Here is a 21,588-nt window from a genome sequence, read left to right on the forward strand (position 1 = left end):
GACACCCACGTTTCGGGAGTCTTACGTTTCCGGCCAGCTGAGAGCGCTCTCAGATACGAGTCCCGGACATGACCCACCGCGATGACATGAGGTGTTCCCCATGCCCGTCCCCCACTCGCGCCGAGCCGCCCCCCTCGTCCTGGCCGCCGCTCTGGCGGCCGTCGGACTCGGACCGGCCGCGAGCCCCGTGGCAGCCGCCACCGTTCCCGTCGGCGCCGGAAGCCATTCGGACACCCGCCCCGCCGGAACCTCCGGCCCCACCACCAACACCGGTACGCCCGTCACCCCCAAGGTCACCCCCGCCGCCGCGGACAAACCGGTGCCCACCAACGACTGGTGGTCCTCGCTCGCCTTCCAGCGCTACGGCGACAACCCGTACTCCACCCCCATGTACGGCCACCCGCTCACCTACCAGGCAGGCGCAGGCGGGCTGGACATCGGCTACCCCACCCATCCCGCCGTGGTCGGGGACGGCCGCCAGTACGAGTTCCCCCACAAACGCGACCTCACCGTCGGCCTGGCCGGCCTGAACTCGCCCGACACCAAGGCCGACTCCTGGTCCGACTGGACCGTCACCCCCTACTGGTCCGACGGCACCCGCACCCTGCGCACCACCATCGGCCACGGCAGCCCGTTCGTGTACGCCCAGGGCACCGGCGGCGACGCCCGCGTCACCACCGCCGGCACCCCCACCGTCTTCGCCGACCAGGGCAACGTCCTCGGCATCACCGTCGCCGGCCACCACTACGCACTCTTCGCCCCGACCGGCACCGACTGGAACATCGCCGACACCACGATCAGCGCCCGGCTCGGCGGCCGGAACTACTTCTCCGTCGCCGTCCTGCCCTCCACCGACGCCCTCGCGACCTACAGGAAGTACGCCTTCAGCTTCGTCACCGGGTCCCGCGTCGACTGGAGCACCACCGCCGGCACCGTCCGCGCCACGTACACCCTGACCACCGAGGCCAAGGAGGGCACCGAACGCGGCACGCTCCAGGCCCTCTACCGCCATCAGTGGCTCCACACCACCGACCCCCTCACCCCCTACACCTACGTCTCACCGCGCGGCACCATGAAGGTCCGTGAGGGCACCGCCTTCACCACCACCCAGAGGGCCGCCCCGGTCCTCCCCGCCCTGCCCCGCACGAGCGACGTCGACGCCGCCAGACTGCGCGGCCACCTGAACGAGGTCGCGTACGCCGCCGACCCGTTCTCCGGGGCCGTCGACACCTACTGGACCGGAAAGGCACTCGGCCGGCTCGCCCAGCTCGTGCCGCTCGCCGAACAGATCGGCGAGACCGCCACCCGCGACCGGCTCCTCACCCTCCTCAAGGGCCGCCTCCAGGACTGGTTCACCGCGGGCGGCGCCAACGAGTTCTCCTACGACCGCACCTGGAAGACCCTCACCGGCTACCCCGCCTCCTACGGCAGCGACACCGAACTCAACGACCACCACTTCCACTACGGCTACTACGTGTACGCGGGCGCGATCGTCGCCCAGTACGATCCGGGCTGGGCAGCCGACTCCGCCTGGGGCGGCATGGTGAAAACCCTGATCCGCGACACCGCCAACCCCTCCCGCACCGACAGCGCCTTCCCCTTCCTCCGCGGCTTCGACGTCTACGCCGGCCACAGCTGGGCCTCCGGACACCAGGGCTTCGCCGCCGGCAACAACCAGGAGTCCTCCTCGGAATCCACCAACCTCAGCGCCGCCCTCGTGCTCTGGGGCTCGGCCACCGGCGACACCGGCCTGCGCGACCTCGGCTCCTACCTGCTCGCCACCGAGGGCGAGGCGATCGCCCAGTACTGGTTCGACGCCGACGGGCAGGTCTTCCCCGCCTCCTTCGGCCACGACACCGCCGGCATGGTCTGGGGCAGCGGCGCCGCCTACGCCACCTGGTGGACCGCCAACCCCGAGGAGATCCACGGCATCAACGTGCTCCCGGTGACCGGCGGATCGCTCCACCTGGGCGGCCACAAGGACGCCGTCCGGCGCAACATCGCCGAGATGGAACGCGAGAACGGCGGACCCGCGGCCGAATGGCGTGACATCCTCTGGGAGTTCCAGTCACTGGCCGACCCGGGGACAGCGAAGGCGAAATGGGACGCGGGCAACACCGGATACACCCCGGAGGCGGGCGAGTCCAAGGCCCACACCTACCACTGGATCACGTCACTGAACGCCCTCGGCGCCCCCGACCCGTCGGTGACCGGGGACATCCCCACCTCCGCGGTCTTCAGCAGGAACGGCACCCGCACCTACGCCGCCCACAACCACGGCTCCGCCACCCGCACGGTCACCTTCTCCGACGGCAGGACCCTCAGCGTGCCGCCCCGTTCCACCGCCACCGCCACCGGGACGGGCACCGACCCCGACCCGGACCCCGAGCCCTCCGGCGGCGACACCTACCGCCTCCGCTCCGGCGGGGTGCTCACCACGGCCGCCGGGGGCACGCCCGGCAGCGACACCATCCCCTCGGCCGACGGCACCAACCACGACGGCACCCCGTACAAGCCGCTGGTCTACGAGGCCAAGGGCGTGAACGGCACCCTCCGGGCGGGCGGCACGACCGCGTTCCGCCTGCCGGTGGACGCCGGCCCGGCCGTCGGCCTCGGCCAGCAGGCCCGGGTCAGCTACGACCTCACCGGCGACGGCACCTTCGACCGGACGGAGACCTACCACTACTTCGCCACCGACCCGGTCGCGGGCTGGGAGGAGTACAACCAGACCCGAGGCCTCAAGTCCGCCACCGGCACGCTCGGCGATCTGCGCGGCGGAACGATCCGGCTGGAGGTCTGGAGCGCGATCGGCAGCGCCGACTCCCGGCTCCGGACGGGCACGGACACCGCCGTGCTGGTCATCCCGCACGCATGACCAATGACCAATGACCAATGACCTATGACCGATGACAGCGGGCGCGGGGCACGAGCCCCCGCGCCCGCCGCCGTCATGCCCTCATGCCATCAACCCAACAACCCATCAAGCCGACACCCTCCGGACCAGGCTCGTCGGCGTGATCACTGACGCCGATGCCGCGTCGGCCGCCCCGTCCAGCACGCGCATCAGCAACCTGACCATGAGCCGTCCCATGCCCTCGATGTCCTGGCGCACCGTGGTGAGCGCCGGCTCGGTATCCCGGACCACGGCGTCCATGTCGTCGAACCCGACCACCGCCACCTCCTCCGGCACCCGGATCCCCCGTTCCCGCAGGGTGCGCAGTGCACCCGCGGCCATCAGGTCATTGGCGGCGAAGACGGCGTCGAGGTCCGGCCGCCGGTCCAGCAGCGCGGCCATGGCGCGAGCCCCGCTCTCCCGCGTGAAGTCGCCCTGGCACAGCAGCGCCGGATCGGCGTCGACCAGCACGTCCTGGTAGCCGGCGATCCGGTCCAGCGCGGACGTCTGGTTGCGGGGGCCGGCGATGTGCCCGATCCGGCGGCGCCCCAGGGACACCAGGTGCTGCACGGCCGCCCGGGCGCCGCCGCGGTTGTCGCAGTCGACGAACGGCACGGCAAGTCCCGGTTCGAGCGCCGGGCGGCCCCCGAACACGACGGGGACCCTGCTCCGCGCGATGAGCGCCGGCAACCGGTCGTCGCTGTGCAGGGAGAAGGCCAGCGCCCCGTCCACATGGCCCGCTTCCAGATAGCGCGCGATGCGCTCGTGGTCGCCGAGGCCCTCCACCCAGAGCAGCACCAGTTGCGTGTCCCGGGCGGTCAGCTCCCGGCTGATCCCGCGTACCTGCTTCTCGAAGAACGGGTCCGAGAAGATCCGGAACTCCGGCTCCGCGATGATCACGGCGACCGCACCGTGCCGCCGTGTGACCAGCGAGCGGGCCGCGTGGTTGGGCACGTAGCCGAGTTCCCGGACCGCCTGGCGCACCTTGTCCACCAGCGGCCGGCGCACGCCCGTACCGCCGTTGACGACCCGTGAGACCGTTGCCCGCGACACGCCGGCCCGCGCGGCGACGGCTTCCAGCGTGGGGCGGGGGGAGGGCCCCCCGGTCAGCTCGGGCAAGGCAGGCCCTCCAGTTTCCGTCCGCGGCCTACGCCGCACCACCGCTCCGACGCCGAACAGGATAGACGCTGCGCCCTGACTTCTGAGAGCGCTCCCAGAGGCAGGCCCCCCGGTGGTGCGGTGTGGCGGTGAGCCCGCGGGCTAACGCCGGGCGCAGGTCCAGGCCCCCATGCCCTGGATCGAGGCCAGCCTTCTGGCAACGGCGATCTGCTGCGGCTTCGAGGCCAGGTCGGCTCGCGCGGCGTACTTGCGGCCACCTGCCGCCCGCCAGCTCGACTGGGTGAACTGCAGGCCGCCGTAGTGCCCGTTGCCGGTGTTGGCACGCCAGTTGCCCCCGGACTCGCACCGGGCGATCGCATCCCAGTCGATGCCGGGTTTCGATCGGTGGGCGGCCGCGTGGGCCCCGGATCCGGTCAGCGCGGTCTGGCCCAGCAGCACCGCACAGAGCAGTGCCAGCAGGGTGCTCCCGGTTCGCAGGCCGTACTTGGAACGAGACATCAGTCCTCCTCGGCTCTCTGACGGACCGGCCCCACAGGCCGGGCCGGTCCCGATCACGGCCATGCGGCCGTGGAGGCAGGACAGCACGCCTCCACGCCCGCTCCGGCCCTTCTCGGCGGGCGAACGAGCGACATCACCCGTACGGCGCCCCGGCCGGTACGGTCCGGGCACGGGCCCGCTCGCAGCACCGCACGTCCCGCAGCCGGGTCACCCTGACCGCGCGAGTCGGCCGCTCCCGGGTTGCGGAGCGCGTCAGCGAGGCATCCGACCGGCCGGAGGCTGCTCGACGCCGGGCCCGCCGGCGCGGGGCTCCCGGACGTAGCCCTTCGCCGGCGCGGGCAGCGCGTCGATGCATGTCGTCGAGCAGGCGTTGACCCGCCCGCCGGTCCCTCGTTCGCAGAGGAGGGGGCTCTGCGGTCCTCGGCGTGCCTGTTTCGTCAGCCGCTCGGCGGCGGTCGCAGCCGGAATGCGGCAGGTGTGTTCGCGTCGATCAGGAACCTCAACCGGCTTGTGGTGCGCCGTAGGAGAACGCGTACCCGGCGAAGTCGGCGACGTGGACGTAGCCGATGCGCTGGTAGAGGGCGTTGCTGGTGGGGTTGTCCGGGTCCGTGAACAGGACGACGTCCGTCGCGCCCGCGGCCAGCGCGGCATTGCTCGCCTCGACCGTCACGGCTCCCGCGTAGCCGCGGCCGCGGAGGTGGGCCGGGGTGTAGACGGGGTCCACCCGGACCATGCCGCCGACGATCGAGGTCGAGGCCGCCATGGAGAGGGGAGCGCCATCCGGGGTCTCCCAGAACGTGAAGTGCCTGTCCCCGAAACGCGAGTCGTTCCAGGATCCGGCGTCGATCAGGTCGATGGAGGGCTGTTCTCCGACGTCGACACAGAACTCACGGCACCAGCGCACAACCTGCTCACGGTCCGCACTGTCTGTCAGGCGTCCCCGGCCCTCCGGGCGCGGCTGTGGTGGGGTGAGCGTACCGAGACGGTAAAGATGCGTCCGCCAGAAAGGCACCGACGTCGCGCCCGTTGTCCGCCGCCATGACTCGGCGAATGCGCCGGCGGTGTGGTGGTCCGCGATGACGCTGGAGGGGGAGTGACCGAGTCCGGCCAGGTGAGCGGCGAGGGTGTCGGTCTGTTCGGCGGAGAGGGCCGTCAGGCCCAGGCGTCCGCGCGGAAGGAGATGGAAGGCCGCACGGACCTCGCTTCCTGACTGCAGTCGGCCGAAAACGGCGGCCTCGGCTCCGTGATCGGCCGCCCGGCGCATCCGCAGCTTCTCGATGTCCGTCAGAGACAGGTTGTGCAGCGCGGGGCGCGAACACAGGAAGTCCCCGGCTCGGGCGAGGAAATCGTCGACGTCGGGGGTGAGGTGCCAGTCATCCGGGAGCATGCTCCATGATCCCGGATGACCTCGACTCGGGGGCGGCCCGCCCACCGCCATTCAGCCATGTGACCGGCTGCTCCCGATCGGCCACCACCGCCGTCAGGCGCGGACGCTGATGACGGTCTTGCCGCGGGCGCCGCCCCGTTCCACCTTCTGCAGGGCCTCGGAGGCCTCGTCGAGCGGGAAGACCCTCTCGACGATCGGCCGGAGCTGTCCGGACTCCACCAGGCCGGCGAGGTGGGCCAGCTGCTCGCCGTGCGGGCGCATGAAGAAGCTGCGGGCTTCGACGTTCCACCGGGCCTTCCTGGCTTCGGCGTCCGCGATGACGACGATCGACACCAGCGTTCCGCCGGGCTTCAGTACGCCGAAGGACCGCTCCTGGGTCTCGCCGCCGATGGTGTCCAGGACGACGTCGACGTCCGAGACGAGCTCGTCGAACTTCTCGGCCCGGTAGTCGATCACTCGGTCGGCACCGAGCTCGCGGACCAGTTCCACGCTCCCGGCACCGGCAGTGGCCACGACCTCGGCGCCGAGCTGCTTGGCGATCTGGACGGCGGCGGAGCCCACACCGCCGGCGGCGCCGTGGATGAGCACGCGGGACCCGGCCCGTACGTCGGCCTGCTCGGTCAGGGCCTGCAGGGCGGTGAGCGCGACCAGGGGCAGCGAGGCGGCCTCCTCGAACGTCAGGCCGGACGGCTTGGCGGCGACAAGTGACTCGTCCACGGCGACGTACTCGGCGAAGGCACCGCCCACCCGGGGGTCGACGCGGGAGAAGACCTCGTCGCCCACCGCGAAGCGGGTGACCTCGCGGCCGACCTCGGTCACCACACCGGCGAGCTCGTTGCCGATGACCAGCGGCTGCGTCGGCTCACCCGCGCTCAGGAAGCCCTTGACGATCAGGTGGTCCACCGGATTGACGCCGGCCGCGCGGACCTCGATGAGCACCTCGCGGGGGCCGACGCCGGGGACGGGCGCGTCGGTGACCCGCACGACGTCGCGGACCTGGCCGTACTGGTTGATGACTGCTGCCTTCATGGGGATCTCCTTGATGAAGTCTGTGCCGGGCCGCCGGGCAGCCGGGCCGGGTAAGAGGGGTGGGAGGTGAGGGCGTGCGATACCCGCGGGGGAGGTGCGGGCACCGGCGCGCCGGGGTGCCGGTGTGCGGTGGATCAGGAGGTGCCGGCGGGGCTGCGGTCGGCCGCGACCCTCTCCAGGGCTGCGAGCAGCACCTCGGGGCTCTGGGCACCCTGGAGCACCAAGGCGCCGTCGATGACGAAGGTGGGGACCGCCGTGACGCCGAGAGCGGCGGCTTCGGCGAGTTCGGCGCGGACTTCGTCGGCTCCCTCGGAGGAGGCGAGGAAGGCCAGCGCCGCGGCGCGGTCGAGGCCGGCCGTCTCGGCGAGCCCCGCGAGCGCCTCGCTGTCGCCGAGGTCTCCGCCGTCGGTGAAGTAGTGCGCCAGCAGGAGCTCCTTCACCTCGGCCTGGCGTCCGTGCCGCCGGGCGAACCAGAGCAGCCGGTGCGCCCGGAAGGTGTTGGTGGCCAGGGCGTCGTCCATCCGGAACGTGATGCCCTCGGCGGCCGCGGCCCTGGTCAGCGGTCCGAAGACGGCCGCGGCGGGGCGACCGAACTTGCGCTCGTAGACGTGTGCGGAGGGCTCCGCCGCCTCGGAGGCCGCGGGGTCGAGCTGGAACGGCCGGTAGACGACGTCGACTCCAGTGGCCTCGGGAAAGGCGGCCAGGGCCTTCTCGAAGCGGCGCTTGCCTATGTAGCACCACGGACACACCAGGTCCGAATAGATCTCGACCTTCACTGCGCTGGCTCCTGACGGGGCTGTCTCGGGGGTGGGTCCGGTTCCGCTTCCAGGGTTCCGGACCGCTCGTTCCATAACGTAGCCCATTCTGGAACGAGCGGTCAAATACATGCTGCCCCGGCCGCCGACCTTCGCTACCGTGGGACGCATGGCGAGACCGCGCACGTTCGACGAAGAAGCGATCCTGGACCGGGCGATGATCCTGTTCTGGCGCAAGGGCTACGAGGCGACCGCGATGAGCGACCTCGTGGCGGAGCTGGGGCTGGGCCGCGGATCGATCTACGCGGCGTTCGGGGACAAGCACCAGCTGTTCATCCGGGCCCTCGGCCGCTACCTGGACCACCAGACCCGGCTGCTCGGCACCGCGCTCGACGACCAAGGGCCGGCGCTTCCGCGGCTGCGGGACGTGCTGGGCCGGCTGCTCGCCGCCGACGCGGCCCCCGGCAGCGCCGGGTGCTTCAGCGTCAACAGCATCGCCGAGCTGCTGCCGCACGACGAGGAGGTCGCGAAGCTGGCCCGGCGCAACCTCCGGTACGCCGAGGAGGCGTTCACCGCGCAGTTGGAACGGGCCGCGCGGGACGGGGAACTCGCTCCGGCCGTCACCCCGCGGCAGGGCGCGCAGCTGCTGCTCAACCTGGTCCAGGGCCTGCAGATCATGCGCAAGGTCGACCCCGACCCGGCCGGCGCCGCAGCCTGCCTGGACTCCACCTTCGCACTCCTGGGCCGGCCGCCGGGCACCGTCGCGGCATCCGGCGACGGCCCGGTCATGGCCTCGACGGCGCCGTAGCGCGGAGCCGGGCTGCCGTTCCCGTGGGTGCGGGTCGCTCCCCGGGATCCGCGGGCAGGCATCGCGCCGTACGTTCTCCTTCCGGGGCCCGGGCGCCCGCCCGGAGGTCGGTGGCCGACGTCGAGGCTGAGGCCGCGCGGTTGCAGGACGCTGCTGCGCGTGCAGAACACGGGCATGGTGCCGGCCGTCGGGCCGAGCCGATGCCGGCCGAGGACGGTCGCGGTGGCGATGACCATCGCGACCGTGCCGAGATGAGCCCCCGGACAGGTCCGTGGCCCGCCGCCGAACGGCATGAAGGCGTACTTGGGCAGACCGGCGTCGGCGGACCGATTGATCCATCGGTCGGGGCGGAACGCCGTCTGTCTTCCTTTCGGGTACCGGTCGGCGGGTCCGACCGGCTCATGCCCCTCATTCCGCCGGTCCGGGCACGAGACGCATCCACGAGAGCCGGATCGGCCTGAGAAAGCCCTGGTCACAGCCGGCAGGTGCGCCGAGCGGCATCCTGCCCGTGCCCGTGCCCGTGCCCGTGCCCGCGCCCGTGCCCGTGCCCGTGCCCGTGCCCGCGCCTGAGCGACTGCAGACCGTTGACCGAAGCGGTGGCACGTCCACAGGGCCGACATCCCCGGCGGTGCCCCCGGTCCACTCCTCCTTGCCCTTCGGGCTGCCGCGCCTGCGCACACCCGGCAGCGCCCTGCGGAGGGCCGCCGGCGATCCGGCGATCCGGCGATCCGGCCACCGGGTCCGGCCGGCCGGACCCGCTCAGGCCAACAGCCGGTTCCTGACCGCGGCGAGGACGTCCGCGCGGCTGCGCGGGCCGTTGTCGGCGGCGATCAGGTGGTCGCCGATGCGGAGTGAGAAGGTGATCAGGCAGCGGGCCTCGACATCGCCCTCGTCGGGACAGAAGGCCCCGTAGAGCAGGCGCAGATAGTCCATGCGCCGGTTGTCGGCCCGGCGAAGGCAATCCGCCACGCCCTCGTCGCGACGGGCCCAGTCGCGGATGGCCAGCTCGACCCCGGCGCTGGTCACGGGGGACTCACCCGACCCCACGAAGTCGAAGAGACGCCCGAGCCGCTCGCGGGCGTCGCCCCCGTCACGCTCGATCCGCTCGATGACCTCCTCGGTGACCCCGCGTTCCCAGGTGGCGAGCATCTCCTCCAGCAGGGCGGCCCGGTTGCGGAAGTAGCCGTAGAAACCGCCCTTGCTGACGCCGAGCGCCTGAGCGAGGACCTCGATGCGGACGGCCTCGGGCCCGCCGGCGGCGAGTGCCCGCAGCCCTTCCTCGATCCACTTCTCCCGCGGCGTACGAATCGCGCCCATCCCGTGTCCCTCCTCACACCCCCGGGCAAGTATACGGACCCGTATGTACGGAGCCGTATACACGAGGCTATGCTCGATCTATACGTCGCCGTATAGACAGGGGTCTGCCAATGAACGACCTGCGCCTCCCCGCAACCGACCACACCTCCCGCCCCTGGCGGATCCACGAGATCGCCGGCGATTTCCGGCTGGAGGACCTGTGGGTGCTGCCGACACCGGGCGGCCCGGACGACCTGCACCACCTGGTCCGTCAGATGGCGGACGGCCAGGACGGCCCGGACGGCGGCAACCCCGTGGGCCGCTTCCTGTTCGCGGTGCGCTGGAAGCTCGGCGCCCTGCTCGGCTGGGACAGGCCGGAGTCGGGCGTCGGCGGCCGGGTCGCGACGCTGCGCGACCGGCTGCCGGACGACCTGCGCGACGGACCGCGGGGCCCGGACCTCGGCACCGCTCCCTTCACCTCGGTCTTCCAGACGCATCAGGAGTGGGCCGCCGAGTACGCGAACAAGACCATGCACGGGGTGATGCACATCGGCTGGGTCCCCGACGGAAACGGCGCCTACCGCGGCCAGATGGCCGTCCTGGTCAAGCCCAACGGCCGCCTCGGCTCCCTGTACATGCTCGGCATCAAACCCTTCCGGTACCTGGGCGTGTACCCGGCCCTGATGCGCTCGATCGGCAGGGAGTGGCGAAAGAACGCCGCCCGTCGGGCAGAGCCGACCGAACAGCCAGAGTGAGGACGCGCACGACTGGTCGCGTCGTCCCGCCCGTGGCCGTTGACCGGCCGTCCTTCCCGAGGGGCGGCCGGGCTCCGCCGTGCAGGACACCGCACAGCCACGGCCGGGCATCGGGGGCGGACTCCGCCGTCCGGCCGATCAAGAGCACCGGCCACGACGCCGAAAAGGATCAGGCGGAGTCGCCCCACCCCCGCGTTCCGGTATGCCCTCCGCGCCCCACGCCGCCCCGATGACGGCGGTCCCGCACCCCGGCCGCCGAGGCCCGGAGGAGATCCCGCATGCGCGCCTTCCCGCCCCTGCCCGCTGTCGCCACCGCCGCGCTCCTGCTCGCCGCGGTCACCGTTGCGACTCCCGCCGCGGCGGACCGGAGCCCCGACGGCGCACCGCTGGTCAAGGTCTCCCAGGGCGACCCGTACGCGAACTGCACCATCGGCGCGAGGTCCCCCGACAGCATCGTCTATCCGGGCACCGAGGTCGAACCGTACCTGTCCGCCGATCCGCGCGATCCCAAACGCGTGGTCACCGTGTTCCAGCAGGACCGCTGGAGCGATGGCGGGGCCCGAGGCCTGGCGGCCGCCTGGACCACGGACGGCCACACCTTCCACCGGAGCACCCTGCCGTTCAGCCTGTGCGCCCCGGGCGGCGCGGACTACGAACGGGCCTCCGACCCCTGGGTGAGCACCGGCCCGGACGGCACCGTCTACGCCGGCGGGGAGGGAGTCGACTTCACGAAGAGCACGCGCAGCGCCCTCCTGGCCGCCACCTCCCGCGACGGCGGCCGTACCTGGCAGAACCTCACCACCACGCACGTCGACGAGCAGCCGTTCTTCAACGACAAGCCCTCACTCACCGCCGATCCGATCCGCAAGGGCACCGCGTACCAGGTCTGGAACCGCCTCGACAACGATCCGCCCGGCCCCGGTTCACTCGACGGTCCGGGGTACATCTCCCTCACCCGCGACGGCGGCCGCACCTGGAGCGGGGCCCGGCCGTTCGTCGACACCGGCACCGTGCCCAACACCCAGACCATCGGCCATGTGATCGTCGTCGACCGGCACACCGGCACCCTCTACGACTTCTTCGACCGGATCACCTACTCCGACGACCTGAGCACCGTCCTCGAAGCCCACTACCAGGTGGTCACCTCGACCGACGCCGGTGAGACCTGGAGCGCCCCGACCACCGTGGCCCGCGACAGCTCCGTACCGGAAGTCGACCCGAACGACCCCGCCAAGCCGCTGCGCGCCGCGGCCACCCTGCCCAGCCCGGCCGTCGACCCGGAGTCGGGCACGCTGTACATGGCCTACGAGGGCTCGGACTTCTCCGGCGGCGGGTTCAACTCCGTCCAGCTGGTGCGGTCCACCGACGGCGGACGCACCTGGGGGCCCCCGGAGCTGATCAGCCCGGAGGGCGTGCCGGCCTTCTCCCCGTCGATCGCGGTCGACGAGCGGGGCACCGTCGCGCTCACCTACTACGACCTGCGCTTCCTCAAGCCGGGGGACACCACCACCCTGCCCACCGCCTACCAGCTGGCCACGCTGCCGCACGGAGACCCGAGGCTACGGACCGAACGACGGATCTCGCGGGTCTTCGACTGGCTGCAGGCGCCGTTCGCCGGCGGCTACTTCCTCGGCGACTACCAAGGCCTGGTGGCAGCCGGCAAGGGAGTACGGGCGGTGCTGACCGAGACCCACTCCGGCGCGCCGCAGAACCGTACGGACGTCTACAGCGGCACCCTCCCCACCCGGTGACCGTCCCGGGCCCGGCGGCCCCGCCGGACACGGTTTCACCGCGGGCCCGGCAGGCTGATGCCCCGGGCGACGGCGGTGGTTCCCGGCCGCAGTGTCCATGGCACGGGTGAGGTATCGGTCAGCCATCCGTCCGCCAGGAGCCCACCCAGGATGAGGGACCGCACCCTTCGGCGCACTTTCCATCCCAGGCCGGTGCACAGCTGGGTGTACGAGGGGCCGTGACCGTGTTCCGCGCGGAACGTGACGGTGAACCGCGCGACCTGCTCGCCGCGGTCGGGGTGCTTGTCCTTCCACACGTCGTAGGCGCGGAGCGCGGAGTGCGTCGGCGGGGTGGCGTCCTGGCGGGTCATGAAGGCGGTGGCCACCCTTTCGAGCGGCAGGGAACAGACGGTGCAGCTCTCGACGGCCTCGGCGTGCTTCCGCAGCCCGGGGCGGGCCTCGGCCTTCCACCGTGCCCAGTCGTCCGCGGTGATCTGCGGCGGGTCGACGCGGGCCGGCGCGGGCGGCGCGGGCGCGAGCGCTTCAGCGGGATCGGGGAGCCTTCCGGCGAGGTGCTGTACCCCGGCACCGAGGCGGTACTCCTCACCGGAGAGCTCGGTGAGGAAGCCCTTCTCCAGCAGTTCGGGCAGCACGGCGCGGCAGGCTTCGGGGAGGTCGCCGGGCAGCGTCCCCTGGAGTTCGGAAGAGCTGTGGGCGGCCAGGAACAGGGCTGCGAGCCGTACGGCCGCGGTGGTCTTCCTGAGCGGCTTCGCGGCCAGCGCGCGTGTGGTCCAGCCGGACACCCGGGAACGCACCTGCCTGCCGAGGGGCAGCGGATGGTCCGTCTCGGCGGCCAGGTCCGGCACCGTCACCGCGACCGGGGTCTCGGGAGCGCCGTCGAGCAGCTGGGCGGGAATCTGCCAGCCCAGGCCGCGCAGTGCGTCGAGAGCCTCGGCCGGGTCCTGCGGCCTCAGCGACCGCAGGTCCTGGCCCGTGAGGTTCCCGGTGCCGCCCCGGGCGGACCGGATGGCCATGACCACCGCGAGCAGTTGGGCGTCCGGGGAGGACAGCCGCAGCGCGGCCACGTAGGACAGGAGCAGCCGTGCCGCACGACCCTGCGACGTCGTCAGCAGGAAGGGCAACACGGGGGCGGTGGTGATGGCAGTCGTCGGCACAGCATGTAGAACGCACCCGGCCGCCCGGAGTCACGCGGTGCACGCACCCGATCGTGATCCGATGCCCGCCGCACGGCCGACCGGCCCTCGGCTCCTCGCCCCGGCGGTGAGGACCGGAACGGTCGTGCGTGAACGAGGGAGAGACGCCATCTCCCGAACGGGCTTTAAGGAAACGGCCGTTGACCGTCGGGGCATTGTTGCTGGATGTGGTCGATTCCATGCGTTCGCAAGGCGCTTTACGGCAGCGATCGATCAGTTTGGGTCGAGGTCGGTCGGCGCGGAGGTTCTCGTTCCAGCAAGGTCACATGGCGTACCCGAACTGACTATTCTCCCCTGCGTGTTGCGCTGCACTCACGGCGAGTGACCGTACGCCGTGTCGCGCAGGGACGGCGCCGGGCCGCAGGGAGGCGTGACACCGATGCGATCTCCCACCGAACCCTCGGAGGCATCCACCGCAACACGTGCGTCCGGCCGGGCGAAAGCCCGACCGTTCCTGTCGCCGCGCCGCACCACCCCCAGTCCACCCATTCCAGACTGTTTAGGGACCCCTCGATGGTTCGTACAGGTTCAACGCCTGGAGGCACGCCACGCGCAGTGGCTCCGGGATGGCTAGTCCCCCCTGGTGTCCTGGCCGGGGCCTGCGGCATAGCGCTGGTCTTCGTTCCCGCGCAGATACGCATGCCGGTTGCCTGGTGCGGCCTCGTCGCCGTCCTCCTGACGGCCATCAGCTCGGCCGAGGCGGCGCGCCGGGCGCGCTCGGCGGAGAAGGCCTGCCAAGCGTGGACGAATGCCCAGGCACAGCAGTACTACGCGCAACGCGAGGCCGCACTGCTCGGGCGCCTGGCCGATCAGCGGGCCACCACGGTATGGCTCGCCGAGGAACTGCTCCCCGCGGCCGTCGCCCGCATGCAGAAGGGTGACCCCGCCTCGGAGATCCTGCAGTCCGTCGCCTTCGGGGAACACCTCGACATCGAGTTCGCCGCAGCGCTCCGGCAGGCGCTGCGCACGCTCCTGGAAGCGGTGGAGGCCGAGGAGCACACGCGGGACTCCTCCCAGCGGGCACTGGTGGCGATCGCGCGCAGGGTCCAGGCGATCGTGCACCAGCTCGCCAAGGACCTCCACGACATGCAGATCCTTCACGGTACGGATCTCGTGGTATCCCACGGCCTGCAGGCCATCGACCATCGCAATGCCCTGATCGGGCGACTCGCGGCGAGCGTGGCGGTACTGGGGGATGCCCGGCCGGGGCGTCAGTGGTCCAAGGCGATCCCTCTCTACGACGTCGTACGGGGGGCCATGTCACGCATCGTGGACTACCCCCGCGTGAAGCTGCAGTCCGTGACGGAAGTGGCCGTGATCGGCCAGGGAGCCGAGCCGCTGATCCACCTGCTCGCCGAACTGCTCGACAACGCCACGACCTTCTCGCCGCCGCACACCCCGGTCGAGGTGAGCGCGAGCGAGGTGCCTTCCGGTATCGCCATCGAGATCGAGGACCGGGGGGTCGGGCTCACCGAAGAAGTCCGGCAGCGCATCGACCGCGTCATGGTGCGGGCGGCATCCGGCCTGGACCTGGCCGACCTGGGCGAGGCGACACAGCTCGGCCTGCCCGTCGTCAGCAGGCTGGCCCGCGAGAACGGCCTCGTCGTCGATCTGCGCACCTCCGCCTACGGCGGCGTACGGGCCGTGGTGCTCGTGCCGCGGAGCATGGTCACCACGGTGCAGCAGCCCGTCCAGAAGGTCCAGCCGTTCGCGCCGAAGCGTACAAGCGCACCGGTCAGGCCGAGACCGACGGCGACGCGCGCTGCCGCCGCCGATCCCGTCGAGGTCAAGCAGACCGTCAACGGGCTGCCGCAGCGACGACGGGAGTCGCCCGTTCCGACCCCGATCGTCCGCACCGCCCCCGCGGCCCCCACGGCCCCCACGGCCGGGGCCACCCTCCCGAGCACGGCCGGCGCCCCCCGGCAGCCGGGCCTGATGTGGGAGGCGTTCAGTGGCGAGAAGAGAACGGACTCCGCCCCTTCCCGCCAGACCAGCGAGCCTTCAGATGAGGATGAGTAACCGTGACGCCACTGCCAAACATGGACTGGATGCTCAAGGAGCTCGCGGCCAGCGTTCCGTACGTGCGACACGTGGTGGTGCTGTCATCGGACGGCTTGTGCATCGGTCAAGCGAACACGGAGACCGACACCGCTGACGCCATCGCCGCGGCCTGCTCCGGAATGCAGAGCCTGGCGAAGGCCATCGCGCAGAAGTTCCCCCACGGAGACGGCTCGACGCGCATGGTCGGGATCGAAGTCGACGGCGGCTACTTCTCCATGATGGCGGCCGGCCCCGGGGCCTATCTCGCCGTGCTCGCCGACGAGGAAGTGGACGCGGGACTGCTCGGCGACCGCATGCGTACGCTCGTGGTCCGGATCGGCCGGCACATGACCAGTCCGCCACGGGATGACGTCGGGCGGGCGATGTGACGTCAGAGCACCAGGACGCATGGGATGAGGGAAGTCCGGTACCGCTGTACGTCATCTCAGGTGGCCCGGGTTGCTCGGCAAAGGCCTTCAACCTGGTCACCCTCATCACTTCGAGGTCCGCACCCGAACCCGCGATGCAGCCCGAGCAGGCCGCGATCCTCGGCATGTGCCAGTACCCGCTGTCGGTGGCCGAGATATCCGCGTATCTCGACCTGCCGTTCAGCGTCCTCACGGCACTGCTCTCCAAGCTCGTCGAGGACGGGCGAGTCGAGGCCATCGCTCCCGTTCCCGTCGCTGCGGTCCCCGAACTCGACCTTCTGGAGGCGGTGATCCATGGACTACGCAAGCTCTGACGCACCCGCCCCCGGCCCCCGCGGCACGGACGTGCTGCTGCCGCACGGCGCCAGGGGAGTCAAGGTCGTGATCGTCGGCGGTTTCGGCGTCGGCAAGACGACCATGGTCGGGGCGGTGAGCGAGATCCCACCCCTGACCACCGAAGAAACCATGACTCAGGCCGGCGTCGGGATCGACCACAACCCCGGCGCGGTGGGCAAGGACACCACCACCGTCGCCATGGACTTCGGCCGCATCAGCATCAACGAGGAGCTGATCCTCTATCTCTTCGGGACGCCGGGGCAGGAGCGCTTCTGGTTCCTGTGGAACGGCATCTTCGAAGGCGCGCTCGGCGCCGTGGTCCTCGTCGACACCCGGAGGATCGAAGTCTGCTTCGAGATCATCACCCGTCTCGAAGACCGCCGGGTCCCCTTCGTCGTGGCCGTCAATTCCTTCCCGGAGGCCCCGGAGCACCCGATACCAGCCCTGCGCACCGCTCTGGCCCTCAACGAATCCGTGCCCATCATCACCTGTGACGCACGCGACCGGTCGTCCAGCCGTGACGCCCTGCTCTCGCTGATGGGTTACCTGTGCACCCTCGCCGCCGCTCAGGAGTCCGCATGACCGTTCCTCCCACTGACCACACCACCACCGAAGCGGGCCTCGTCCCGCCCCCGGGTTGCCCGGCCCACACCGCCACGGGGATCGAAGGAGTGACCCGTCTCCACGGCGTCGCCGCCGAGACCGATCCCATGGGCCTGTACGAGAAGTTGCGTGCCGCCCACGGTCCGGTGGCGCCCGTCTTGCTCGAAGGGGACGTGCGTGCCTGGCTCGTCCTGGGGTACCTCGAGAACCGGGATGTGGCCACCCGCTCCACCCAGTTCTCCCGCGACCCCCGCACCTGGCACGGCTGGAAGAGCGGTGAGATCGACCCGGAGACCTCACCGCTCGTACCCATGATCGGCTGGCGTCCCGACTGCGTGTGCGCGGACGGCGAGGAGCACCAGCGCCTGCGCGGCGCGGTCACGGCCAGCCTCAACCAGTTCGACCAGCGCGGAATCCGCCGCCACATCACCCGCTTCGCACACCAGCTGATCGACGACTTCTGCGAGAGCGGCAAGACGGAGCTGGTCGGCCAGTTCGCCGAGCCCCTGCCCATGCTCGTCCTCACCCATCTGCTCGGAATGCCGGACGAGGACGGTCCCGAGCTCGTGCACGCCGCCCGGGACCTCTTCAAGGCCACCGAGACGTCGCTGGCCAGCAACGACTACGTCCTGGAGACCCTCAAGAGGCTCGTCGCCACCAAGCGCGCGGTGCCCGGGCCGGACATCGCCTCCGTGCTGATGGCACACCCGGCGGGGCTCAGCGACGAGGAGGTGCAGCACCACCTGCGCCTCATCCTGCTCGCGGGCTATGAGACGACCGCCAACCTCATGGCCAACGTACTGCGGATGACGGTCACCGACCCGCGGTTCCGCGGCTCGTTGGCGGGCGGTCAGATGACCCTGCCCGAAGCCGTGGAACAGGTGCTCTGGGACGAGCCGCCGTTGATGGTGTGCCCGGGTCGCTGGGCCACCGGTGACACCTCGCTCGGCGGACAGGAGATCAAGGCGGGGGACATGCTCCTGCTCGGCCTGGCCGCCGGCAACGTCGATCAGGCCGTCCGCCGGGATCCCTCGACCCGGGTGCACCACAACCGTGCGCACCTGTCGTTCAGCGCCGGTGCCCATGAGTGCCCCGGCCAGGACATCGGCCGTGTCATCGTCGACACCGGCATCGACATCCTCCTCACCCGGCTTCCCGACATCACCCTGGCCATCTCCGAGTCCGGGCTCACCTGGCGTTCCTCCACCTGGGCCCGGCATCTGACCGCGCTGCCCGTGAAGTTCGCCTCCCGCGTGCCGGAAGCCCGCGAGAGGCTGGCACCGCTGCCGGCCCCGCCCCCGCCGAGCATCGGCACGCCGCCGGCACCCCGCATGCCGGTGTCCGAACCCCGCCTCTCCTGGCGGGCGCGGCTGAGGCGGCTGTTCCGGCTTCGATAGTTCTCGTCGGGCGCAGAGGGAACAGAGGGAACAGAGGGAGCCGACGGGTTGCCGAACCGCGCGGTCCGGCAACCCGTCAGGGCGGCGGGGCGGGCGACCTCATGACGGCGGGAGATTCCGTCCCAGGGCGGGAGCGGTGGCAGCCCGTGGCTCCGGGATCGGACCGCCGACGGAAGCGTAGCGGGGTGCCCTGGTGTACCAGCGTTGGAGACCGGCCAGGAAGCCGAGGGCTCCGCTGAGCCACGCCTCCAGCTGGATCCGTTCGCCGTGGTTCAGCTCGGCCCGGTGGACGAGCGCGGGCAGTTCGCTCTGTATGAGGTGCTCGAGGTGGCGGAGCCGGGCCGCCACCAGATCGGCGGCGGCGTGCATGGCTTCCTGGATGCTGATGCCCAGGGAGGTCCCGAGCACGACGACGAGGTTGTTGACGTCGTACTCCTCGTGCACTTCCCGCTGGTAGGAGGCGAGGTCGTTCGCCAGACCCATGTAGTCCATGAAGGCGTCGAGCAGGGCGCGGACGGTCCGGCTGTGCCGGATCCGCTCGGGGATCCGTGCGCCGGTGGAGAGTTCGACGGAGTACGGGGCGGTGTACGCGGCGAAACTCTCCCGGCGGAACTGGGCGTACTCGATGACGTCCGGAACACGGCCGGCGAGGCTGTTGGCCAGTTCCTGGACTCCCGCGTCCACGTACCGGGCCAGGGCCCGGTTGAGGTCCTCCCGCCAGTGCGCGAGCCCCGGGGGGAACAGGCGTTGCTGGAGGTCGGCCAATCCCCTCTCGACGGCATTGACCGGCTCCGGCAGCCGCACGCCCGGCTCCGGTGGCAGGAAGGCGTGCAGACGGGCGGTGAAGACCTGGGCGCCCGCGAGGTTGCCCGTCCGTTTGAAGGCGGAGGCGAAGTGGTCGTCCCAGGCCAGGGCCCAGAGGTTGAACCGGTGATTGAGCCGGAGGCCGGCGAGCGAGGCATCGGGAAGGGTCCAGGCCGTCAGCTGGTCGACGGCCATGGCGTGGAACCGGGACAGTGACCAGATCGCCCGGCCGGCGCCCGGGGCTTCGCCGCCGGCCAGCATGCCCATCTCGCGTGCCCACGTCTCGGCCTCCTCGCGGAGCGCCGGCAGACACGGGTTCACCCGCACCGGGTACGGCATCCGCGGCATCGGAAGCTCGATGTCCTGCACTGTCATGGGATCCCTACCTCCCTGTCGGCAACAAGCGACGACGTGACCGCGCTGCACTTCCGAGAGTCGTGTCGGCCGACCGGCTCGGTGCCGGAGCCCGACGATCCACTTGCCAAGGGGACGGAAGTCGAACGATTCCCGCCATCGAGCGCTCCAAACCTGCCCAACCTGGCCGATCCACAACCCCCGAGCTGCGGCCCACGGGCTTCAAGCAGAGTAGTTGTACAGGATGAAACGATCCTTCTGATCGCGTATGGCGCAAATTCGATCCCAAAACTGGCCATGATTGATCACCATCCGCCCAGTCGGCGCGCCTCGACAGCCGCGGCACCCCCGGCGGTCCGCCTCACTCCGGCGGCGGGAACACGGCCGAATCGGTGACTTGGCGCGTGCATGCCAATGCGGCAGTGTTGCGGTCCGTCCCCACACCGGCCCCCGTCCGCCTGGAGCGCCATGAGATCCGCATTCCTGCCAAGACCACGGCCCCTGTTCACCGCCTGTCTGGGCGCGGCCCTGGCCGTGCTCATCGGTGCCGGCACCGGCACGGCCGCCCCACTGCCCGAGCCGGCCTCCCCGGCCCGCCCCGCCCTTCCCGCCACCGGGACGGCGCCGGTCGACCTGGCGAACTGGATGGGGCAGCGGGGCGCTCAGCTGCACGACCGCCCGCTCAACGCCATCGCCATGCCCGGCAGCCACGACGCCGGCAGCTGGAGCATCCGCCCCGGCAGCGGCCTGTGCACCTCCGGGGACGCCTACGACGTCGCCCGGGCCTACCCGGCCGTGGCAGCGAGCATGGCACGCACCCAGAGCGGAAGCCTGACCGACCAGCTCGACGGCGGCTCCCGCGTGCTGGACCTGCGGCTGTGCAAGCAGGACGGCCGCTGGTACACGTATCACGGCTCGCCCCTGGGCCGGCAGTTCTTCGACGCCGACGGCCGCACGGGCGAAGTGGCCGGAGTGGCCGACTGGATCCGCCGTCATCCCGCCGAACTCGTGGTGCTGCGCGTCTCGGCCACGGCGCCGGCCGCGGAGCTGCCCGCCGCCCGGGGTGCCGCGGCGGACCTCCTGATGGACGCGGTCGGCCGGGACCGGATCGCCCCGCGGTCCGCGTACGACCCGCAGAGCCCCTTCGGGGCGTTCGTCGACGCCGGGCGCCACGTCATCGTCATGGGCGAGGGACGCGAGGACCAGCGGGGCCTGCTCTGGCCGGCCTCCGACTCCGCCGACCGCGGCAGCTACGCCTACGCCTCGCTGTCCTGGTACGACTACCTGGGCGCGCTCTTCGACAGCACCGGCGCGGCGGAGCGCACCTACGCCTCGGCCCTCACCCTCGACGACCTCGCCCTCAACTGGCCCCAGGCGGCGCGCCCGGCAGGGCTGTTCTCGCTCAGCGGCCTCGTCACCCCCGACATCACCGTCCCCGGAGCCGTGCTGGCGCAGTGGGGCGCGGCGATCGGGCTCGTACCCCGCGATGTGGCCGACGCCTACATGCTCAACCTCGCCCACGGCTTCAACGCGCGGTTCCTCGCTCTGCTGACCGGCCCGTGGCAGCTGCACCCGGCGGTGGACCAGTTCAACGTGGTGATGACGGACGACGTCAACCAGAACGGCGCGGGCGTTCCCGCAGGAGCCCTCCAACGGGCCGTGATCGCCCTCAACGACGTCGACCGGCAGAACGCCTGCGGGGACCCCGAGGCCACCCCGACGCAGCCCGGGCGCACCCTCCGCTACCAGGCACACCTGCGGGACGTCGGCTGGCAGACCGGCACCGGAGCGGACGGCGCGGGCGTCGGGACCGCGGGCCAGGGAAGGCCGGTGGAAGCACTGCGCCTCTCGGCCACCGGGACCGGCGGCCTGTGGGCCCGCGCCCACGTGCAGAACATCGGCTGGCAGCCGTGGGTCAGGATCCCCGACGGCGGCACGGCGGAGGTCGGCACCACCGGCCGGGCCCTGCGCCTGGAGGCCCTGGAGGTGCGGACCGACCGGGGTACCCTCACCGGCCGGGCGCACGTACAGGGCCTCGGCTGGCAGCCCAGGACCCGCGGGCAGGAGATCCACCTGGGCACCACCGGCCACGGCCTGGCCATCGAGGCCCTGGCGCTGGCCGCCTGCGACTGACGGCGGGTG

General features: G+C 71.6%; 18 protein-coding genes and 1 pseudogene. 10 read left to right on the forward strand and 9 right to left on the reverse strand.

Going from position 1 to position 21,588, the window contains the following annotated elements; genetic code table 11:
- Nucleotides 1-100: 100 nt before the first annotated feature.
- Nucleotides 101-2,875, forward strand: a complete 2,775-nt coding sequence (locus AC067U_RS35660) for a glycosyl hydrolase (protein ID WP_478834004.1) — start codon at nucleotides 101-103, stop codon at nucleotides 2,873-2,875.
- Between the two features lie 105 nt (nucleotides 2,876-2,980).
- Here the strand turns inward: AC067U_RS35660 and AC067U_RS35665 are convergent, their stop codons facing one another.
- From AC067U_RS35665 to AC067U_RS35685, 5 genes are all read right to left on the reverse strand, one after another.
- The gene (locus AC067U_RS35665; RefSeq protein WP_478834005.1) at nucleotides 2,981-4,012 is read right to left on the reverse strand and encodes a LacI family DNA-binding transcriptional regulator; all 1,032 of its coding nucleotides are present in this window, start codon (nucleotides 4,010-4,012) and stop codon (nucleotides 2,981-2,983) included.
- Between the two features lie 141 nt (nucleotides 4,013-4,153).
- A complete protein-coding gene (locus AC067U_RS35670; protein WP_478834006.1) occupies nucleotides 4,154-4,510 on the reverse strand; it encodes a transglycosylase family protein in 357 nt (118 codons plus the stop codon).
- Nucleotides 4,511-5,009: 499 nt separating this feature from the next.
- The gene (locus tag AC067U_RS35675) at nucleotides 5,010-5,897 is read right to left on the reverse strand and encodes a GNAT family N-acetyltransferase (protein ID WP_478834007.1); all 888 of its coding nucleotides are present in this window, start codon (nucleotides 5,895-5,897) and stop codon (nucleotides 5,010-5,012) included.
- 93 nt (nucleotides 5,898-5,990) lie between these two features.
- Entirely contained in the window at nucleotides 5,991-6,926 is a 936-nt protein-coding gene (locus tag AC067U_RS35680; protein WP_478834008.1) for an NADP-dependent oxidoreductase, read from the reverse strand.
- Between the two features lie 134 nt (nucleotides 6,927-7,060).
- The gene (locus AC067U_RS35685; protein ID WP_478834009.1) at nucleotides 7,061-7,702 is read right to left on the reverse strand and encodes a DsbA family oxidoreductase; all 642 of its coding nucleotides are present in this window, start codon (nucleotides 7,700-7,702) and stop codon (nucleotides 7,061-7,063) included.
- Between the two features lie 148 nt (nucleotides 7,703-7,850).
- On the opposite strand from AC067U_RS35685, the gene AC067U_RS35690 reads away from it, so the two are divergent.
- Nucleotides 7,851-8,489 (forward strand): TetR/AcrR family transcriptional regulator, encoded by a 639-nt coding sequence (locus tag AC067U_RS35690; protein ID WP_478834010.1) that lies wholly within the window; start codon nucleotides 7,851-7,853, stop codon nucleotides 8,487-8,489.
- Between the two features lie 143 nt (nucleotides 8,490-8,632).
- Here AC067U_RS35690 and AC067U_RS35695 read toward each other — a convergent pair.
- Both AC067U_RS35695 and AC067U_RS35700 read right to left on the reverse strand, forming a co-directional pair.
- A pseudogene (locus AC067U_RS35695) lies at nucleotides 8,633-9,109 on the reverse strand (cytochrome P450); the annotation flags it as partial.
- A gap of 139 nt (nucleotides 9,110-9,248) precedes the next feature.
- On the reverse strand, nucleotides 9,249-9,806 hold the full coding sequence (locus AC067U_RS35700) for a TetR/AcrR family transcriptional regulator (protein WP_478834011.1): 558 nt from the start codon (nucleotides 9,804-9,806) through the stop codon (nucleotides 9,249-9,251).
- Nucleotides 9,807-9,916: 110 nt separating this feature from the next.
- Here AC067U_RS35700 and AC067U_RS35705 point away from each other — a divergent pair, with 110 nt between their 5' ends.
- On the forward strand, nucleotides 9,917-10,540 hold the full coding sequence (locus AC067U_RS35705) for a DUF2867 domain-containing protein (protein ID WP_478834012.1): 624 nt from the start codon (nucleotides 9,917-9,919) through the stop codon (nucleotides 10,538-10,540).
- Between the two features lie 278 nt (nucleotides 10,541-10,818).
- The gene (locus AC067U_RS35710) at nucleotides 10,819-12,291 is read left to right on the forward strand and encodes a sialidase family protein (protein WP_478834013.1); all 1,473 of its coding nucleotides are present in this window, start codon (nucleotides 10,819-10,821) and stop codon (nucleotides 12,289-12,291) included.
- A 35-nt stretch (nucleotides 12,292-12,326) separates the two neighbouring features.
- Here the strand turns inward: AC067U_RS35710 and AC067U_RS35715 are convergent, their stop codons facing one another.
- Nucleotides 12,327-13,445, reverse strand: coding sequence for a hypothetical protein (locus tag AC067U_RS35715; protein ID WP_478834014.1), 1,119 nt, complete (start codon nucleotides 13,443-13,445; stop codon nucleotides 12,327-12,329).
- A 678-nt stretch (nucleotides 13,446-14,123) separates the two neighbouring features.
- Between AC067U_RS35715 and AC067U_RS35720 the strand changes: the two genes are divergently transcribed.
- The 5 genes from AC067U_RS35720 to AC067U_RS35740 are packed head-to-tail and all read left to right on the forward strand — an operon-like array spanning nucleotide 14,124 to nucleotide 18,288.
- Nucleotides 14,124-15,503, forward strand: coding sequence for an ATP-binding protein (locus AC067U_RS35720; protein WP_478834015.1), 1,380 nt, complete (start codon nucleotides 14,124-14,126; stop codon nucleotides 15,501-15,503).
- A 20-nt stretch (nucleotides 15,504-15,523) separates the two neighbouring features.
- Nucleotides 15,524-15,913 carry a roadblock/LC7 domain-containing protein gene (locus tag AC067U_RS35725; RefSeq protein ID WP_478834016.1) on the forward strand — a complete coding sequence of 130 codons (390 nt, stop codon included), beginning with the start codon at nucleotides 15,524-15,526 and terminating at the stop codon, nucleotides 15,911-15,913.
- Nucleotides 15,910-16,266, forward strand: a complete 357-nt coding sequence (locus tag AC067U_RS35730; protein ID WP_478834017.1) for a DUF742 domain-containing protein — start codon at nucleotides 15,910-15,912, stop codon at nucleotides 16,264-16,266. The genes AC067U_RS35725 and AC067U_RS35730 overlap by 4 nt, the downstream gene beginning before the upstream one ends.
- Nucleotides 16,247-16,870: a GTP-binding protein gene (locus AC067U_RS35735; RefSeq protein WP_478834018.1), complete on the forward strand. Its 624-nt coding sequence runs from the start codon at nucleotides 16,247-16,249 to the stop codon at nucleotides 16,868-16,870. The genes AC067U_RS35730 and AC067U_RS35735 overlap by 20 nt, the downstream gene beginning before the upstream one ends.
- Complete coding sequence (locus AC067U_RS35740) at nucleotides 16,867-18,288, forward strand: cytochrome P450 (RefSeq protein WP_478834019.1); 1,422 nt, start codon at nucleotides 16,867-16,869, stop codon at nucleotides 18,286-18,288. Before AC067U_RS35735 ends, AC067U_RS35740 begins: the two co-directional genes overlap by 4 nt.
- Before the next feature lie 99 nt (nucleotides 18,289-18,387).
- Here AC067U_RS35740 and AC067U_RS35745 read toward each other — a convergent pair whose 3' ends face one another.
- The gene (locus AC067U_RS35745) at nucleotides 18,388-19,467 is read right to left on the reverse strand and encodes a terpene synthase family protein (protein WP_478834020.1); all 1,080 of its coding nucleotides are present in this window, start codon (nucleotides 19,465-19,467) and stop codon (nucleotides 18,388-18,390) included.
- 447 nt (nucleotides 19,468-19,914) lie between these two features.
- Between AC067U_RS35745 and AC067U_RS35750 the strand changes: the two genes are divergently transcribed.
- On the forward strand, nucleotides 19,915-21,579 hold the full coding sequence (locus AC067U_RS35750) for a hypothetical protein (RefSeq protein ID WP_478834021.1): 1,665 nt from the start codon (nucleotides 19,915-19,917) through the stop codon (nucleotides 21,577-21,579).
- Nucleotides 21,580-21,588 lie beyond the last annotated feature (9 nt).

It is taken from the genome of Streptomyces sp. NPDC043853 (assembly GCF_056436025.1).

What these genes read in the sequence shown, in the direction of transcription:
- AC067U_RS35660 (WP_478834004.1), top strand. Translation starts at nt 101, where the DNA reads ATGCCCGTCCCCCACTCGCGCCGAGCCGCCCCCCTCGTCCTGGCCGCC.
- AC067U_RS35745 (WP_478834020.1), bottom strand. Translation starts at nt 19,467, where the DNA reads ATGACAGTGCAGGACATCGAGCTTCCGATGCCGCGGATGCCGTACCCG.
- AC067U_RS35705 (WP_478834012.1), top strand. Translation starts at nt 9,917, where the DNA reads ATGAACGACCTGCGCCTCCCCGCAACCGACCACACCTCCCGCCCCTGG.
- AC067U_RS35720 (WP_478834015.1), top strand. Translation starts at nt 14,124, where the DNA reads ATGCCGGTTGCCTGGTGCGGCCTCGTCGCCGTCCTCCTGACGGCCATC.
- AC067U_RS35740 (WP_478834019.1), top strand. Translation starts at nt 16,867, where the DNA reads ATGACCGTTCCTCCCACTGACCACACCACCACCGAAGCGGGCCTCGTC.
- AC067U_RS35690 (WP_478834010.1), top strand. Translation starts at nt 7,851, where the DNA reads ATGGCGAGACCGCGCACGTTCGACGAAGAAGCGATCCTGGACCGGGCG.
- AC067U_RS35750 (WP_478834021.1), top strand. Translation starts at nt 19,915, where the DNA reads ATGAGATCCGCATTCCTGCCAAGACCACGGCCCCTGTTCACCGCCTGT.
- AC067U_RS35700 (WP_478834011.1), bottom strand. Translation starts at nt 9,806, where the DNA reads ATGGGCGCGATTCGTACGCCGCGGGAGAAGTGGATCGAGGAAGGGCTG.
- AC067U_RS35735 (WP_478834018.1), top strand. Translation starts at nt 16,247, where the DNA reads ATGGACTACGCAAGCTCTGACGCACCCGCCCCCGGCCCCCGCGGCACG.
- AC067U_RS35680 (WP_478834008.1), bottom strand. Translation starts at nt 6,926, where the DNA reads ATGAAGGCAGCAGTCATCAACCAGTACGGCCAGGTCCGCGACGTCGTG.
- AC067U_RS35710 (WP_478834013.1), top strand. Translation starts at nt 10,819, where the DNA reads ATGCGCGCCTTCCCGCCCCTGCCCGCTGTCGCCACCGCCGCGCTCCTG.
- AC067U_RS35725 (WP_478834016.1), top strand. Translation starts at nt 15,524, where the DNA reads ATGGACTGGATGCTCAAGGAGCTCGCGGCCAGCGTTCCGTACGTGCGA.
- AC067U_RS35675 (WP_478834007.1), bottom strand. Translation starts at nt 5,897, where the DNA reads ATGCTCCCGGATGACTGGCACCTCACCCCCGACGTCGACGATTTCCTC.
- AC067U_RS35670 (WP_478834006.1), bottom strand. Translation starts at nt 4,510, where the DNA reads ATGTCTCGTTCCAAGTACGGCCTGCGAACCGGGAGCACCCTGCTGGCA.